The following is a 12,835-nucleotide window of genomic DNA, read 5'->3' on the forward strand; positions in this document are numbered from 1 at the left end:
ATCTCCAGTGTGTGGGGTCGGTGCTACGTGCGCGAGCGACTAGTTCTCGTCGTCGAAGCCGGTGTAGAAGTGGGCGCCGTCGAAACCGGGCACCGAGTCCTTGAGGGACAGGTTCATCTCGGTGAGCTTGTCCTTCACCTCGTCGACCGACTTCTGACCGAAGTTGCGGATGTTCATGAGCTGCGACTCGCTCAGGGCGACGAGCTCCGACACCGTGTTGATGCCTTCGCGCTTCAGGCAGTTGTAGCTGCGCACCGAGAGGTCGAGGTCTTCGATCGGGATCGAGAGCTCGCTCGAGAGCACGGCGTCGACCGGCGCGGGGCCGATCTCGATGCCCTCTGCCGCGGTGTTCAGCTCGCGGGCGAGACCGAACAGCTCGGTGAGCGTGCGGCCCGCCGAGGCGATGGCGTCGCGCGGCGAGATGGCCGGCTTCGACTCGACGTCGACGACGAGGCGGTCGAAGTCGGTGCGCTCGCCGGCACGGGTGGCCTCGACGCGGTAGGTGACCTTGAGCACCGGCGAGTAGATCGAGTCGACCGGGATCTGGCCGGCCTCGGAGTACTCGTTGCGGTTCTGCGAAGCCGAGACGTAGCCGCGGCCGCGCTCGATCGTGAGCTCGAGCTCGAACTTCGCCGAGTCGTTGAGCGTCGCGATGACCAGCTCGGGGTTGTGCACCTCGACGCCCGCCGGAGCGGAGATGTCGGCTGCGGTGACCTCACCGGCGCCCTGCTTGCGCAGGTAGGCGGTGATGGGCTCGTCGTGCTCGCTCGAGACGACCAGGTTCTTGATGTTCAGGATGATCTCGGTGACATCCTCCTTCACACCGGGAACCGTCGAGAACTCGTGGAGCACGCCGTCGATGCGGATGCTCGTCACGGCCGCGCCGGGGATCGAGGAGAGGAGGGTGCGGCGAAGCGAGTTGCCGAGGGTGTAACCGAAGCCCGGCTCGAGGGGCTCGATCACGAAACGCGAACGGAACTCCGAGATGTTCTCTTCGGTGAGCGTCGGGCGCTGTGCGATCAGCACTGTTGATTCCTTTCGGCAGGGTGTCCGCTATATGACACCTGCGAGGTCGAGGATCTTGAGTTGTGTGAGAACGGATGCCCGGTGGCCGGGCCCGCTCCGAGGAGCGGGGCCCGACCACCGGTCCGGAGAGCCTTAGACGCGGCGGCGCTTCGGGGGGCGGCAGCCGTTGTGCGCCTGCGGCGTCACGTCGTTGATGCTGCCGACCTCGAGGCCGGCGGCCTGGAGCGAACGGATTGCGGTCTCACGGCCCGAGCCGGGGCCCTTGACGAAGACGTCGACCTTCTTCATGCCGTGCTCCTGCGCCTGGCGCGCAGCCGACTCGGCGGCGAGCTGCGCGGCGAACGGGGTCGACTTGCGCGAGCCCTTGAAGCCGACGCCGCCCGAGGAGGCCCAGCTGATCACGGCACCGGTGGTGTCGGTGATCGAGACGATCGTGTTGTTGAACGTCGACTTGATGTGGGCCTGGCCCACGGCGATGTTCTTCTTTTCCTTCTTGCGCGGCTTGCGAGTAGCCGCCTTGGGTGCTGCCATGTGTGAAATCTCCTAGATCTGGCGACGAGCGGTTACTTGCGGCCGGGCTTCTTCTTGCCGGCGACGGTACGCTTCGGGCCCTTGCGGGTACGAGCGTTGGTCTTGGTGCGCTGACCGCGGACCGGAAGGCCGCGACGGTGGCGGAGGCCCTCGTACGAGCCGATCTCGACCTTGCGGCGGATGTCGGCGGCGACCTCACGGCGGAGGTCGCCCTCGACCTTGAAGTTGGCCTCGATGTAGTCGCGGAGCGCGACCAGCTGGTCGTCGCTGAGGTCCTTCACGCGGATGTTGCCGTCGATGCCGGTCTCCGCGAGCGTCTGCAGCGCGCGAGTGCGGCCGACGCCGAAAATGTAAGTCAGTGCGATCTCCACGCGCTTCTCGCGCGGGATGTCGACTCCTGCCAGACGTGCCATGTGTGGCTTCTCCTGATTCGAAGTGGAGGTGTGGAGCACTGCCGGTGCCCGGGCCTCCGTCCCGAGGTGTCCCCCGCGTGAGCGGGATCTGGCAGTGCCGATTCGTATTCAGTTGTGGATTCAGGGCTGCGCGCGCGGCGCGGCCCCGCGTCGGGCGCTCAGCCCTGTCGCTGCTTGTGGCGCGGGTTCTCGCAGATGACCATCACGCGGCCGTGGCGGCGGATGACCTTGCACTTCTCGCAGATGCGCTTGACGCTGGGGTTGACCTTCACAGTGGTTCCTCTGATTCGCTGTCCTCGTACCCGCGGGATGCCGCGGGCCGTTACTTTCCGGCAGCCCTTACTTGTAGCGGTAGACGATGCGCCCGCGCGTCAGGTCGTAGGGGCTCAGCTCCACGATCACGCGGTCCTCGGGGAGGATGCGGATGTAGTGCTGGCGCATCTTTCCTGAGATGTGCGCGAGGACCTTGTGTCCGTTCGTGAGCTCCACCCGGAACATCGCGTTCGGGAGAGCCTCGATGACCGAGCCTTCGATCTCGATGACGCCGTCTTTCTTGGCCATAGCCTCACTATCGCTTGGAGTTTGGGATGCTGGTCGTGCGATGACTGCTGCGCGCGAGCCGTGCGCGACGCCCTCTGACGAGTCATCGGGCATGCCAAGGCAGGCGTGCAGAACACCAAGGGTCAACTTTAGGTCATTTCCGCGGTTTTCGCCAGTCGGGGCCGCGACCGCACCGCGCGCCCGCCCGGGTCGGCGCTCCGCGCGGCTCAGGCGAACGCCGCAGCAGCAGCCTCCGCGGCCGAACGGGCCGATCCTGCGCCGTCCGCCGCGAGCGCGGCCTCGGCGATCGACCGCGCCTGCACCGCCGAGTACCGGAGGAGCCGCGCCCGCACTCCCGCGAGGGCCGACGGCGACATCGAGAGGCTCGTCGCGCCGAGACCGACGAGGACGACCGCGAGCAGCGGGTCCGCGGCGGCCTCGCCGCAGATGCCGACCGGCTTCCCGAGCGCGGCACCGGCCTCCCCCACCGCCGCGACGAGCCCGAGCACTGCCGGGTGCCACGGGTCCTGCAGTTCGGCGACCTCGCCGAGCACCCGGTCGGCCGCCATGGTGTACTGCGTGAGGTCGTTCGTGCCGATCGAGGCGAAGTCGACCGCGGCGAGCACCCGGTCCGCGAGCAGCGCGGCGGCCGGCACCTCCACCATGACGCCCGCGACCGGGAGCCCCGTCGCATGGACGATCCCCGCGAACCAGGCGGCCTCCTCGACCGTCGCGATCATCGGCGCCATCACCTCGAGCCGGGCGTTCGTCCGCGACGCGGCGACCGCGAGGGCATCGAGCTGCTCGCGCAGCACGGGCTCGGTGCGTCGCAGGGCACGGATGCCCCGCACCCCGAGCGCCGGGTTCTCCTCGTGCTGCCCGCCGAGGAAGGCGAGTGGCTTGTCGGCCCCCGCGTCGAGCACCCGCACCACGACCTTGCGCTCGGGGAACGCCGCGAGGAGCCGTTCGTAGGCCTCCTGCTGCACCGCGCCCGAGGGCGCGGACTCCGAGCCGAGGAACAGGAATTCGGTGCGGAACAGACCGACGCCCTCGGCGCCGAGGCGGACCGCCTCCTCGGCTCCGGCGGGGTCGCCGAGGTTCGCGAGGAGCGGGACCGGCGTGCCGTCGGCGAGACGTCCGGGTGCGATCGGAGCTGCGGCCTCGGCCGCCAGCTCCTCCTGGCGCGCGACCGCGGCGGCGACCTCGTCGGCGGTGGGGGCGCGCACGATGCGCCCGTGTTCCGCGTCGACGATCACCGTCTCCCCCTCGACGAGCCCCGCGGCATCCGCGCCGACGATCGCGACGAGGGACTTCTCGCGGGCGAGGATCGCCGTGTGCGACGTGGGGCCGCCCTCGAGGGTGACGACCGCGAGGACGCGTTCGAGGTCGAGCGTCGCCGTGTCGGCGGGGGCGAGGTCGTGCGCCACGAGCACGAACGGGTGACCGGGGTCGGGGATGCCGGGCGCGGCCGCCCCCGACAGCTCGGCGATCACCCGATGCGCGACGTCGGCGAGATCCGCCGCACGTTCGGCGAGGTAACCGCCCATGCCCGTGAGCAGCTCGCGGTAGCCGGCGAAGGCCTCGAACACGGCGCGCTCGGCCGTGGCGCCCCGCCCCACGTGCTCGGCGATGCTCCCGTGCACCGCGGGGTCCTCGAGCATGAGCGCCTGCGCCTCGAGCACCTCGGCCGCCGTGCCCTCCACGGCCGCCGCGCGGCTCCGCAGCTCCCGGGCGACCTCGGCTGCTGCGGCCTCGGCCCGCTCGAGCTCCAGCTCGGGGCCGCGGCCGCTCGCCGCGGTCGACGGCTCGGGCGGCGGCGGCGACATCCAGGCCACCGGGCCGATCGCGATGCCGCGTCCCACCCCGATCCCGATGAATTCCACCTCGACCACCCCCGGCTCGATCGGCATCCGGCGCCTCCCGGCACCCGCGATCAGCCTATCCCTCGGGCGGAGCGCTCAGTCGGGAATCCCTCAGTCGACGGGCGTCGGGACGATGCCGAACGGGGCGAGGCCCTCGGCTCCCCCGTCGGGGGCGGTGAGCACCCAGATGCCTCCGGCGTGCACGGCCACGCTGTGCTCCCAGTGCGCCGCGTCGGCGCCGTCGGCGGTCGTGACGGTCCAATCGTCGTCGCGCACGAAGGTGTCGACCGCGCCGGCGACGAGCATGGGCTCGATCGCGACGACGAGGCCCGGCTTCACGGCGGGGCCGCGGCGGTCGACGCGGTAGTTGAACACCGGGGGCTCCTCGTGCATCGTGCGGCCGATGCCGTGGCCGACGTAGTCGGTCAGGATGCCGTACTCCCCCTCGCCGCGCACGTAGTCCTCGATCGCCGCGCCGACCTCGTTGAGGTGCGTCGCCCGGGCGAGCGTCGCGATGCCGTGCCAGAGCGCGTTCTCGGTGACCGTCGAGAGCGTCTCGCGCGCCGCCACGATCTCGGGTCGCGACGGGTCGGGCAGCACGATCGTGAACGCCGAGTCGCCGTTCCACCCCTCGACCTCGGCCCCGCCGTCGACCGAGACGATGTCACCGGGCTGGAACCTCCGCTCGCCCGGGATGCCGTGCACCACGTCGTCGTTCACCGAGACGCACAGGGTGTGGCGGTAGCCCGGGACCAGCTTGAAGTTCGAGCGGCCGCCCGCGGCCGTGATGGTGCGCTCGGCCGCGGCGTCGAGCTCGAGGCCGGTCGCGCCCGCGACGGCCAGCCGACGCGCCTCGGCGAGGGCCGAGGCCGTCGCGCGGCCAGCCGCGACCATCGAGCGCAGCTGGGCCGGCGACTTGTAGATCGAGCGCCGGAACACGCGACTCAGGCCGCGGCGCCGGGGTGCCGCGGAGCGAGGCCCCGTGCGGCGAGCGCCTCGAAGATGCGCCCCGTGACCTCGGCGAGCGTGCCGACGCCGTCGATGCGGACGACGAGGCCGCGCGCGCGGTACACGTCGAGGATCGGCGCCGTCTCGCGCTCGTAGATCGCGAGACGGTTGGCGATGACCTCTTCGGTGTCGTCGGTGCGCCCCTGCTCGATCGCACGCTGATGGATGCGGCGGATCGACTCGTCGCGCGGGACCTCGAGCTCGATGACCGCGTCGAGCGACTCGCCGCGGCCCGCGAGGAAGGCGTCGAGGTCGTCGACCTGGCCGCGGTTGCGGGGGTAGCCGTCGAGCAGGAACCCGGCCGAGGCATCCGCCTGCTGGAGCCGGTCGCGCACGAGCTCGCTCGTGAGCGCGTCGGGCACGAGGTCGCCCGCCTCGATGATCGCCTGGACGCGCTTGCCGAGCTCCGTGCCACCCGCGACATTCGCGCGGAAGATGTCGCCGGTGGCGACCTGCGGCACTCCGAAGGCCTCCGCGACGAGCACGCCCTGGGTCCCCTTGCCGGAGCCCTGGGGGCCGACGATGAGGAAGCGGGCGGAGCTGGTTGCGGCGGGGCCGTTCGAGGCGGCTGGCGTCATCGGAGAAGTCCTTCGTAGTGTCGCTGCTGGAGTTGGGCGTCGATCTGCTTGACGGTCTCGAGGCCGACGCCGACGATGATCAGGATGGATGCGCCGCCGAACGGGAAGTTCTGGTTGGCGCCGACCGCGACGAACGCGATCAGCGGGATCAGCGCGATGAGGCCGAGGTAGAGCGAGCCGGGCGCGGTGATGCGCGTCAGCACGTAGTCGAGGTACTCGGCCGTCGGTCGGCCGGCGCGGATGCCGGGGATGAAGCCGCCGTACTTCTTCATGTTCTCGGCCACCTCGTCGGGGTTGAAGGTGATCGCGACGTAGAAGTACGTGAAGCCGACGATGAGCAGGAAGTACAGGAGCATGTAGAGCGGGTGGTCGCCCTTGGTCAGGTAGTTCGTGATCCAGAGCACCCACGGCTGCGGGTCCTCGCCGGCGGCGGGCTGGTTGAACTGCGCGATGAGCGCCGGCAGGTACAGCAGCGACGAGGCGAAGATGACGGGCACGACGCCGGCCATGTTGACCTTGATCGGGATGTACGTGTTGTTGCCGCCGTAGGTGCGTCGGCCGACCATGCGCTTCGCGTACTGCACGGGGATGCGCCGCTGGCTCTGCTCGACGAACACGACGAGGACGACGACCGCGAGGCCGATCAGGAGCACGATCGCGAAGACGTCCCAGCCGCGGGCGATGCCGATGGCCCAGAGCGAGCCGGGGAAGGTCGCGGCGATCGAGGTGAAGATGAGCAGCGACATGCCGTTGCCGATGCCGCGCTCGGTGATGAGCTCGCCCATCCACATGATGAGGCCGGTGCCGGCCGTCATCGTGATGACCATGAGGAGGATCGCGTACCACGCGTCGTTCGTGATCAGCGCCGAGCACGAGGGGTCGCTGTTCGGGAACAGCGCGCCGGAGCGGGCGACCGTGATGAGCGTGGTCGACTGCAGCACGCCGAGGGCGATCGTGAGGTAGCGGGTGTACTGCGTGAGCTTGCCCTGGCCCGCCTGGCCCTCCTTGTAGAGGGTCTCGAAGTGGGGGATGACCACGCGGAGCAGCTGCACGATGATCGACGCGGTGATGTACGGCATGATGCCCAGCGCGAAGATCGAGAGCTGCAGCAGCGCACCGCCCGAGAAGAGGTTCACCAGGTCGTAGAGACCGGATGCCCCGGCGGCCTGGTTGGCCGCGAGACACTGCTGCACGTTGCCGAAGTCGACGAACGGCGCGGGGATGAAGGATCCGAGCCGGAACAGGGCCACGATGCCCAGCGTGAACCCGAGCTTGCGGCGAAGATCCGGCGTGCGGAAGATCCGCCCGATGGCGTTGAACACTCGTCCTCCTGTTGCTCCGTGCGATGCGTCTGCGCCGCGCAGGGAGTTGGTTCGTTATACGACTCGAGCCAGTCGAGACCCCGCTTATCCTACGCGAGGTCCCGACTGGCTCGAACCAATCGTGTTTCGGTCTTACTTGACCGAGCCGCCGGCGGCGACGATCTTCTGCTCGGCCGAGCCGGAGACCTTGTCGACGGCCACGTTGAGCTTGACCTGGATGTCGCCGTTGCCGAGCACCTTGACGCGCTCGTTCTTGCGGACGGCGCCCTTCTCGATCAGGTCGGCGATGGTGACGTCGCCGCCCTTCGGGTAGAGCTCGGCCAGCTTGTCGAGGTTGACGACCTGGTACTCGACGCGGAACGGGTTCTTGAAGCCGCGGAGCTTCGGCGCACGCATGTGGTACGGAAGCTGGCCGCCCTCGAAGCCGGGGCGGATGTTGTTGCGGGCCTTCGAACCCTTGGTGCCGCGACCGGCGGTCTTGCCCTTCGAACCCTCACCGCGTCCGACGCGGGTCTTGTCCTTCTTGGCGCCGGGGGCGGGGCGGAGGTGGTGGACCTTCAGCACCTGCTCGCGCTTCTCCGCGACGTCGGCCTTGGGGGCCGCCTTCTTCGCGGGAGCCTTCTTCGCGGGGGCCTTCTCGGCCTTCGCGTCGTCGGCCTTCGCGGCAGCGGCCTTGGCCGGGGCCTTCTTCGCTGCGGCAGCCTTGGGGGCGGCCTTCTCGGCGGCGGGCTTCGCGGCGGCCTTCTTCGCCGGGGCCTTCTTGGGGGCCTCGGTGGTGGCGTCGTTCTTCTCGTCAGCCATTAGTCAATCTCCTCAACCTTCACGAGGTGAGCGACGGTGTTGACGTACCCGCGGTTCTGCGGGGTGTCCTCACGCACGACCGACTGGCCGATTCGCTTGAGCCCGAGGCTGCGCAGCGTGTCACGCTGGTACTGCTTCTCGCTCACCTTGGACTTGATCTGGGTCACCTTCAGCTGCTTGGCCATCAGGCACCTGCCTTCGCTGCTGCGGCGGCCTCGGCCGCCTGTGCCTCGGCACGGATGAGGCGCGCGGGGGCGACCTCGTCGTAGTCGAGACCACGACGAGCGGCGACCGCACGGGGCTCCTCGAGCTGCTTCAGCGACTCGACCGTGGCGTGCACGATGTTGATCGTGTTCGACGAGCCGAGCGACTTCGACAGCACGTCGTGGATGCCGGCGCACTCGAGCACGGCGCGCACCGGACCACCGGCGATGACACCGGTACCGGGCGACGCCGGGCGCAGGAGCACCACACCGGCGGCAGCCTCACCCTGAACGGGGTGGGGGATGGTCGAACCGACGCGGGGGACGCGGAAGAAGTTCTTCTTCGCCTCCTCGACGCCCTTCGAGATCGCGGTCGGGACCTCGCGCGCCTTGCCGTAGCCGACGCCGACGAGACCGTTGCCGTCGCCCACGACGACGAGCGCCGTGAAGCTGAAGCGACGGCCGCCCTTGACGACCTTCGACACGCGGTTGATGGTGACGACGCGCTCGAGGAACTGGCTCTTCTCAGCGTCGCGACCGCCACGGTCACGGCCCTGGTTGCGGTCGCGACCGCCGCCACGGCGCGAGTCGCGCTCGTTGCGGGCCGGCTCGGACGCCGCTGCCGTCTCGACGGGTGCCTCTGCGGTCACCTCGGTCTCCTTCACAGTGTTCTCGCTCACAGGCTCAGTCCTGCCTCTCGCGCTCCATCGGCGATCGCGGCGACGCGACCGGCGTACTTGTTGCCGCCGCGGTCGAAGACGACGGACTCGACACCGGCCTGCTTGGCGCGCTCGGCGACGAGCTCGCCGACCTTCTTCGCCTTGGCGGTCTTGTCACCGTCGAACGCGCGGAGGTCGGCCTCCATGGTCGACGCCGACGCGACGGTGTGACCCTTGGCGTCGTCGACGACCTGCACGAAGACGTGGCGGGCCGAGCGGGTGACGACGAGACGGGGGCGGAGCTCCGTGCCGACGATCTTCTTGCGAAGGCGGGTGTGGCGGCGCGAACGCGCGGCCGTCTTGCTCTTCACAGCCATGATTACTTACCTGACTTTCCGGCCTTGCGACGCACGACCTCGCCGGCGTAGCGGATGCCCTTGCCCTTGTACGGCTCGGGCTTCTTGATCTTGCGGATGTTGGCGGCGGTCTCGCCGACGGCCTGCTTCGAGATGCCGGCGACCGTGATCTTGTTGTTGCCCTCGACGGTCAGCGTGATGCCCTCGGGCGCCTCGACCGTGACCGGGTGCGAGAAGCCGAGCGCGAACTCGACCGCGCTGCCCTTCTGCGCGACGCGGTAACCGGTGCCGACGATCTCGAGGCCCTTCGAGTAGCCCTCGGTGACGCCGATGATGTCGTTGGCGATGAGGGTGCGCGTGAGGCCGTGCAGCGAACGCGAGGCGCGCTCGTCGTCGGGACGGGTCACGACGACCTGGTTCTCCTCGAGCTTGACCTCGATGGGGGACGCGACGTTGAGCGAGAGCTCGCCCTTCGGGCCCTTGACGGTGACGGCGGAGCCGTCGATCTTGACGTCGACACCCGCGGGGATGTCGATGGGAAGTCGTCCGATTCGTGACATGGGGTTACCACACGTAGGCGAGGACTTCCCCACCCACGCCCTTCTTCTCGGCCTGGCGGTCGGTCAGCAGACCGCTGGAAGTGGACAGGATCGCGACGCCGAGGCCGCCGAGGACCTTGGGCAGCTCGGTCGACTTCGCGTACACGCGGAGGCCGGGCTTCGAGACGCGCTTGATGCCTGCGATCGAGCGCTCGCGGTTCGGGCCGAACTTGAGCTTCAGCGTGAGCGTCTTGCCCACGCGAGCGTCGGTGACCTCGAAGTCGGCGATGTAGCCCTCGAGCTTCAGGATCTCGGCGATGTGCGCCTTGAGCTTCGAGTTCGGCATCGACACGGAGTCGTGGTGTGCGGAGTTCGCGTTCCGCAGACGGGTCAGCATGTCAGCGACCGGGTCGGTCATCGTCATGACGATTCGTTCCTTACGTTCACCAGGTTTCAGGACCCGTTACACGGGGACTGACCTGTGGTGTGGTCTCAGCGATTGCATGAGACCGGAGTCCCGCACCCGCCGGCCCCCGAGTGATCGGGGACCGGCAGGCGCGAGCACAAACTCGTAGAGTCTACTACAAGCAGTTACTACTACGCAGCGTCGTTCGACTTGAACGGGAAGCCGAGCGCCTTGAGCAGCGCGCGACCCTCCTCGTCGTTCTTGGCGGTGGTCACCACGGTGATGTCCATGCCGCGAACGCGGTCGATCTTGTCCTGGTCGATCTCGTGGAACATCGACTGCTCCGTGAGGCCGAAGGTGTAGTTGCCGTTGCCGTCGAACTGCTTGTCGCTGAGACCGCGGAAGTCGCGGATGCGGGGCAGGGCGAGCGAGAGCAGGCGGTCCAGGAACTCCCACATGCGGTCGCCGCGGAGCGTGACGTGCGCACCGATCGGCTGACCCTCGCGCAGCTTGAACTGCGCGATCGACTTGCGGGCCTTGGTCACCTGCGGCTTCTGGCCGGTGATCTTGATGAGGTCGGCGATCGCGCCGTCGATGACCTTGCCATCGCGGGCGGCCTCGCCGACACCCATGTTCACGACGATCTTCACGAGGCCGGGCACCTGGTGCGGGTTCGTGTACTCGAACTGCTCGGTGAGGCCCTTGGCGATCTCGCCGCGGTACTTGGTCTTCAGTCGCGGCTGGATTTTGCCAGCCTGCGTTGCCGTGTCGGTCATTACAGGTCCTTACCTGACTTCTTGGCGTAGCGGACGCGGACGGTCTTGGTGACGCCGTCCTTCGTCACCTGCTCGGTGCGGAAGCCGACGCGGGTCGGCTTCTTCGTCTCGGGGTCGACGATCGCGACGTTGGAAACGTGGATCGGCGCCTCGTGGGTCTCGATGCCACCGGTCTTCGAGCCGCGCTGCGTCTGACCGACGCGAACGTGCTTCGTGACGAAGTTGATGCCTTCGACGACGACGCGGTTCTCGGCGACGAGCACCTCGAGGACCTTGCCCTGCTTGCCGCGGTCTCCGCCGCGAGCCTGGCTGCGGCCCGAGATGACCTGGACGAGGTCGCCCTTCTTGATCTTGGCCATGTTTTACAGCACCTCCGGTGCCAGCGAGATGATCTTCATGAACTTCTTGTCGCGCAGCTCGCGACCGACCGGACCGAAGATACGGGTGCCGCGGGGGTCACCGTCGTTCTTCAGGATGACCGCGGCGTTCTCGTCGAACTTGATGTACGAGCCGTCGGGACGACGGGTCTCCTTGACGGTGCGGACGATGACGGCCTTGACCACATCGCCCTTCTTGACGTTGCCGCCGGGGATCGCGTCCTTGACGGTGGCGACGATGACGTCACCGACACCGGCGTAACGACGCTTCGATCCACCGAGAACGCGGATCGTGAGCAGCTCCTTGGCGCCGGTGTTGTCGGCGACCTTGACTCGTGATTCCTGCTGAAGCACTTCGAACTCCTTCTCTCAAGCAAGCCCGAGGCTTACTTGGCCTTCTCGACGATCTCGACGAGACGCCAGCGCTTCGTGGCGGAAAGGGGGCGGGTCTCGCTGATCACGACGAGGTCGCCGATGCCGGCGGTGTTCTGCTCGTCGTGCGCCTTGACCTTCGAGGTACGGCGGATGACCTTGCCGTACAGCGGGTGCTTCACGCGGTCCTCGACCTCGACGACGATGGTCTTGTCCATCTTGTCGCTGACGACGTAGCCGCGACGGACCTTGCGGTAGCCGCGGACGAGCTCGGCCGCGGTGTCGACCTCGGCCGGAGCCTTCTTGGTCTCAGCCATGATCAGGCCTCCTTCGTCTCTGCGGCCTCAGCCGGGGCATCCGCCTCGGCCTTGGCCTTCTTCGTCTTCTTCTCGGCCTTGGCGGGAGCCGCCTCGACCGGCGCGGGCGTGGCACGGATGCCGAGCTCGCGCTCACGGATGACCGTGTAGATGCGGGCGATGTCGCGCTTGACCGCACGGAGGCGGCCGTGGCTCTCGAGCTGACCGGTGGCCGACTGGAAGCGCAGGTTGAACAGCTCTTCCTTGGCCTTCTTCAGCTCGTCGACGAGTCGCTCGTCTTCAAAGGTGTCGAGCTCTGCGGGGCTGAGCTCCTTGGTGCCGACGGCCATTATGCGTCGCCCTCCTCGCGCTTGATGATGCGTGCCTTGAGGGGCAGCTTGTGGATGGCACGGGTCATGGCTTCGCGGGCGAGCTCCTCGGAGACGCCCGAGACCTCGAAGAGGACGCGACCCGGCTTGACGTTGGCGACCCACCACTCGGGCGAACCCTTACCGGAACCCATTCGGGTCTCGGCGGGCTTCTTCGTGAGCGGACGGTCGGGGTAGATGTTGATCCACACCTTGCCGCCGCGCTTGATGTGACGCGTCATCGCGATACGAGCGGACTCGATCTGACGGTTGGTCACGTAAGCGGGCGTCAGCGCCTGGATGCCGAACTCACCGAACGACACCTTGGTGCCACCGGTGGCCTGGCCCGAGCGGCCGGGGTGGTGCTGCTTGCGGTACTTGACTCGACGGGGAATCAACATG

The 12,835-nt window shown here is 68.4% G+C and carries 21 protein-coding genes; all 21 read right to left on the reverse strand.

What is annotated here, in order from left to right:
- Positions 1 to 39: 39 nt before the first annotated feature.
- Positions 40 to 1,026 carry a DNA-directed RNA polymerase subunit alpha gene (locus ACFVTH_RS02810; protein ID WP_022889750.1) on the reverse strand — a complete coding sequence of 329 codons (987 nt, stop codon included), beginning with the start codon at positions 1,024 to 1,026 and terminating at the stop codon, positions 40 to 42.
- 132 nt (positions 1,027 to 1,158) lie between these two features.
- On the reverse strand, positions 1,159 to 1,557 hold the full coding sequence (gene rpsK, locus ACFVTH_RS02815) for a 30S ribosomal protein S11 (RefSeq protein ID WP_092668574.1): 399 nt from the start codon (positions 1,555 to 1,557) through the stop codon (positions 1,159 to 1,161).
- 32 nt (positions 1,558 to 1,589) lie between these two features.
- Positions 1,590 to 1,970, reverse strand: coding sequence for a 30S ribosomal protein S13 (rpsM, locus tag ACFVTH_RS02820; RefSeq protein ID WP_386939700.1), 381 nt, complete (start codon positions 1,968 to 1,970; stop codon positions 1,590 to 1,592).
- A 158-nt stretch (positions 1,971 to 2,128) separates the two neighbouring features.
- Positions 2,129 to 2,242, reverse strand: coding sequence for a 50S ribosomal protein L36 (rpmJ, locus tag ACFVTH_RS02825; RefSeq protein ID WP_022889747.1), 114 nt, complete (start codon positions 2,240 to 2,242; stop codon positions 2,129 to 2,131).
- Positions 2,243 to 2,309: 67 nt separating this feature from the next.
- Entirely contained in the window at positions 2,310 to 2,531 is a 222-nt protein-coding gene (gene infA, locus ACFVTH_RS02830) for a translation initiation factor IF-1 (RefSeq protein ID WP_011186713.1), read from the reverse strand.
- Positions 2,532 to 2,737: 206 nt separating this feature from the next.
- Complete coding sequence (gene ptsP, locus ACFVTH_RS02835; protein ID WP_387086585.1) at positions 2,738 to 4,420, reverse strand: phosphoenolpyruvate--protein phosphotransferase; 1,683 nt, start codon at positions 4,418 to 4,420, stop codon at positions 2,738 to 2,740.
- Positions 4,421 to 4,483: 63 nt separating this feature from the next.
- Positions 4,484 to 5,311 carry a type I methionyl aminopeptidase gene (gene map, locus ACFVTH_RS02840; RefSeq protein WP_387086587.1) on the reverse strand — a complete coding sequence of 276 codons (828 nt, stop codon included), beginning with the start codon at positions 5,309 to 5,311 and terminating at the stop codon, positions 4,484 to 4,486.
- Between the two features lie 5 nt (positions 5,312 to 5,316).
- Positions 5,317 to 5,958, reverse strand: coding sequence for an adenylate kinase (locus ACFVTH_RS02845; protein WP_387086589.1), 642 nt, complete (start codon positions 5,956 to 5,958; stop codon positions 5,317 to 5,319).
- Positions 5,955 to 7,280 carry a preprotein translocase subunit SecY gene (secY, locus tag ACFVTH_RS02850; protein WP_387086591.1) on the reverse strand — a complete coding sequence of 442 codons (1,326 nt, stop codon included), beginning with the start codon at positions 7,278 to 7,280 and terminating at the stop codon, positions 5,955 to 5,957. The genes ACFVTH_RS02845 and secY overlap by 4 nt, the downstream gene beginning before the upstream one ends.
- 132 nt (positions 7,281 to 7,412) lie before the next feature.
- The gene (gene rplO / locus ACFVTH_RS02855) at positions 7,413 to 8,081 is read right to left on the reverse strand and encodes a 50S ribosomal protein L15 (protein ID WP_022889742.1); all 669 of its coding nucleotides are present in this window, start codon (positions 8,079 to 8,081) and stop codon (positions 7,413 to 7,415) included.
- On the reverse strand, positions 8,081 to 8,266 hold the full coding sequence (gene rpmD / locus ACFVTH_RS02860; RefSeq protein ID WP_022889741.1) for a 50S ribosomal protein L30: 186 nt from the start codon (positions 8,264 to 8,266) through the stop codon (positions 8,081 to 8,083). Before rpmD ends, rplO begins: the two co-directional genes overlap by 1 nt.
- Complete coding sequence (rpsE, locus tag ACFVTH_RS02865) at positions 8,266 to 8,964, reverse strand: 30S ribosomal protein S5 (protein WP_157423227.1); 699 nt, start codon at positions 8,962 to 8,964, stop codon at positions 8,266 to 8,268. Before rpsE ends, rpmD begins: the two co-directional genes overlap by 1 nt.
- Entirely contained in the window at positions 8,961 to 9,320 is a 360-nt protein-coding gene (gene rplR / locus ACFVTH_RS02870) for a 50S ribosomal protein L18 (RefSeq protein ID WP_386939690.1), read from the reverse strand. Before rplR ends, rpsE begins: the two co-directional genes overlap by 4 nt.
- 2 nt (positions 9,321 to 9,322) lie before the next feature.
- On the reverse strand, positions 9,323 to 9,859 hold the full coding sequence (rplF, locus tag ACFVTH_RS02875) for a 50S ribosomal protein L6 (RefSeq protein ID WP_376944312.1): 537 nt from the start codon (positions 9,857 to 9,859) through the stop codon (positions 9,323 to 9,325).
- A 4-nt stretch (positions 9,860 to 9,863) separates the two neighbouring features.
- Positions 9,864 to 10,262: a 30S ribosomal protein S8 gene (gene rpsH, locus ACFVTH_RS02880; RefSeq protein WP_022889737.1), complete on the reverse strand. Its 399-nt coding sequence runs from the start codon at positions 10,260 to 10,262 to the stop codon at positions 9,864 to 9,866.
- 173 nt (positions 10,263 to 10,435) lie between these two features.
- Entirely contained in the window at positions 10,436 to 11,020 is a 585-nt protein-coding gene (gene rplE / locus ACFVTH_RS02885) for a 50S ribosomal protein L5 (protein WP_387086593.1), read from the reverse strand.
- Complete coding sequence (rplX, locus tag ACFVTH_RS02890; protein ID WP_386939685.1) at positions 11,020 to 11,379, reverse strand: 50S ribosomal protein L24; 360 nt, start codon at positions 11,377 to 11,379, stop codon at positions 11,020 to 11,022. Before rplX ends, rplE begins: the two co-directional genes overlap by 1 nt.
- 3 nt (positions 11,380 to 11,382) lie before the next feature.
- Complete coding sequence (gene rplN / locus ACFVTH_RS02895; protein ID WP_157423221.1) at positions 11,383 to 11,751, reverse strand: 50S ribosomal protein L14; 369 nt, start codon at positions 11,749 to 11,751, stop codon at positions 11,383 to 11,385.
- 32 nt (positions 11,752 to 11,783) lie between these two features.
- Positions 11,784 to 12,086, reverse strand: coding sequence for a 30S ribosomal protein S17 (rpsQ, locus tag ACFVTH_RS02900; RefSeq protein WP_386939683.1), 303 nt, complete (start codon positions 12,084 to 12,086; stop codon positions 11,784 to 11,786).
- A gap of 2 nt (positions 12,087 to 12,088) precedes the next feature.
- A complete protein-coding gene (rpmC, locus tag ACFVTH_RS02905; protein ID WP_386939681.1) occupies positions 12,089 to 12,415 on the reverse strand; it encodes a 50S ribosomal protein L29 in 327 nt (108 codons plus the stop codon).
- A complete protein-coding gene (rplP, locus tag ACFVTH_RS02910) occupies positions 12,415 to 12,834 on the reverse strand; it encodes a 50S ribosomal protein L16 (RefSeq protein ID WP_149161171.1) in 420 nt (139 codons plus the stop codon). The genes rpmC and rplP overlap by 1 nt, the downstream gene beginning before the upstream one ends.
- Position 12,835 lies beyond the last annotated feature (1 nt).

Origin of the sequence: Agromyces sp. NPDC058104 (assembly GCF_042884835.1) — a bacterium.
GTDB lineage: Bacteria > Actinomycetota > Actinomycetes > Actinomycetales > Microbacteriaceae > Agromyces.

Excerpts from the sequence above, each read along its gene's own strand:
- rpsK (WP_092668574.1), bottom strand. The coding sequence starts at position 1,557 with ATGGCAGCACCCAAGGCGGCTACTCGCAAGCCGCGCAAGAAGGAAAAG.
- rpsM (WP_386939700.1), bottom strand. The coding sequence starts at position 1,970 with ATGGCACGTCTGGCAGGAGTCGACATCCCGCGCGAGAAGCGCGTGGAG.
- infA (WP_011186713.1), bottom strand. The coding sequence starts at position 2,531 with ATGGCCAAGAAAGACGGCGTCATCGAGATCGAAGGCTCGGTCATCGAG.
- ptsP (WP_387086585.1), bottom strand. The coding sequence starts at position 4,420 with ATGCCGATCGAGCCGGGGGTGGTCGAGGTGGAATTCATCGGGATCGGG.
- ACFVTH_RS02845 (WP_387086589.1), bottom strand. The coding sequence starts at position 5,958 with ATGACGCCAGCCGCCTCGAACGGCCCCGCCGCAACCAGCTCCGCCCGC.
- rplO (WP_022889742.1), bottom strand. The coding sequence starts at position 8,081 with ATGGCTGACGAGAAGAACGACGCCACCACCGAGGCCCCCAAGAAGGCC.
- rpmD (WP_022889741.1), bottom strand. The coding sequence starts at position 8,266 with ATGGCCAAGCAGCTGAAGGTGACCCAGATCAAGTCCAAGGTGAGCGAG.
- rplR (WP_386939690.1), bottom strand. The coding sequence starts at position 9,320 with ATGGCTGTGAAGAGCAAGACGGCCGCGCGTTCGCGCCGCCACACCCGC.
- rplF (WP_376944312.1), bottom strand. The coding sequence starts at position 9,859 with ATGTCACGAATCGGACGACTTCCCATCGACATCCCCGCGGGTGTCGAC.
- rpsH (WP_022889737.1), bottom strand. The coding sequence starts at position 10,262 with ATGACGATGACCGACCCGGTCGCTGACATGCTGACCCGTCTGCGGAAC.
- rplE (WP_387086593.1), bottom strand. The coding sequence starts at position 11,020 with ATGACCGACACGGCAACGCAGGCTGGCAAAATCCAGCCGCGACTGAAG.
- rplX (WP_386939685.1), bottom strand. The coding sequence starts at position 11,379 with ATGGCCAAGATCAAGAAGGGCGACCTCGTCCAGGTCATCTCGGGCCGC.
- rpsQ (WP_386939683.1), bottom strand. The coding sequence starts at position 12,086 with ATGGCTGAGACCAAGAAGGCTCCGGCCGAGGTCGACACCGCGGCCGAG.
- rpmC (WP_386939681.1), bottom strand. The coding sequence starts at position 12,415 with ATGGCCGTCGGCACCAAGGAGCTCAGCCCCGCAGAGCTCGACACCTTT.
- rplP (WP_149161171.1), bottom strand. The coding sequence starts at position 12,834 with ATGTTGATTCCCCGTCGAGTCAAGTACCGCAAGCAGCACCACCCCGGC.